At 45.5% G+C, this 209-nt stretch carries 1 pseudogene; it reads right to left on the bottom strand.

The features are described 5' to 3' along the window. Positions 1 to 209, bottom strand: a pseudogene (locus tag CHH91_RS20840) (uroporphyrinogen-III synthase); the annotation flags it as partial.

Raw genomic sequence — 209 nt, 5'->3', positions numbered from 1 at the left:
ATAGCGCCTTTACTTGTAATGCCGTTGTAAAGCAAACGGCATCGTACTCTTTTTTTTCGAGCAACTCCTCTAAAAACAAGTCAATCGTTTCTCCTTTAGGAGCATAGTGGATATAGGGGAGCCATGTGGACACCATCGCCTTCCCCTCTGTCAAAAACTGCTCCAATGTCGGTGAAGGCAGACCGTACTGCTGAACAATGACTTTTTGG

This window comes from Virgibacillus sp. 7505 (genome assembly GCF_002272135.1).
GTDB lineage: Bacteria > Bacillota > Bacilli > Bacillales > Amphibacillaceae > Terribacillus.
This window is presented reverse-complemented; position numbering and strand designations above follow the sequence as displayed.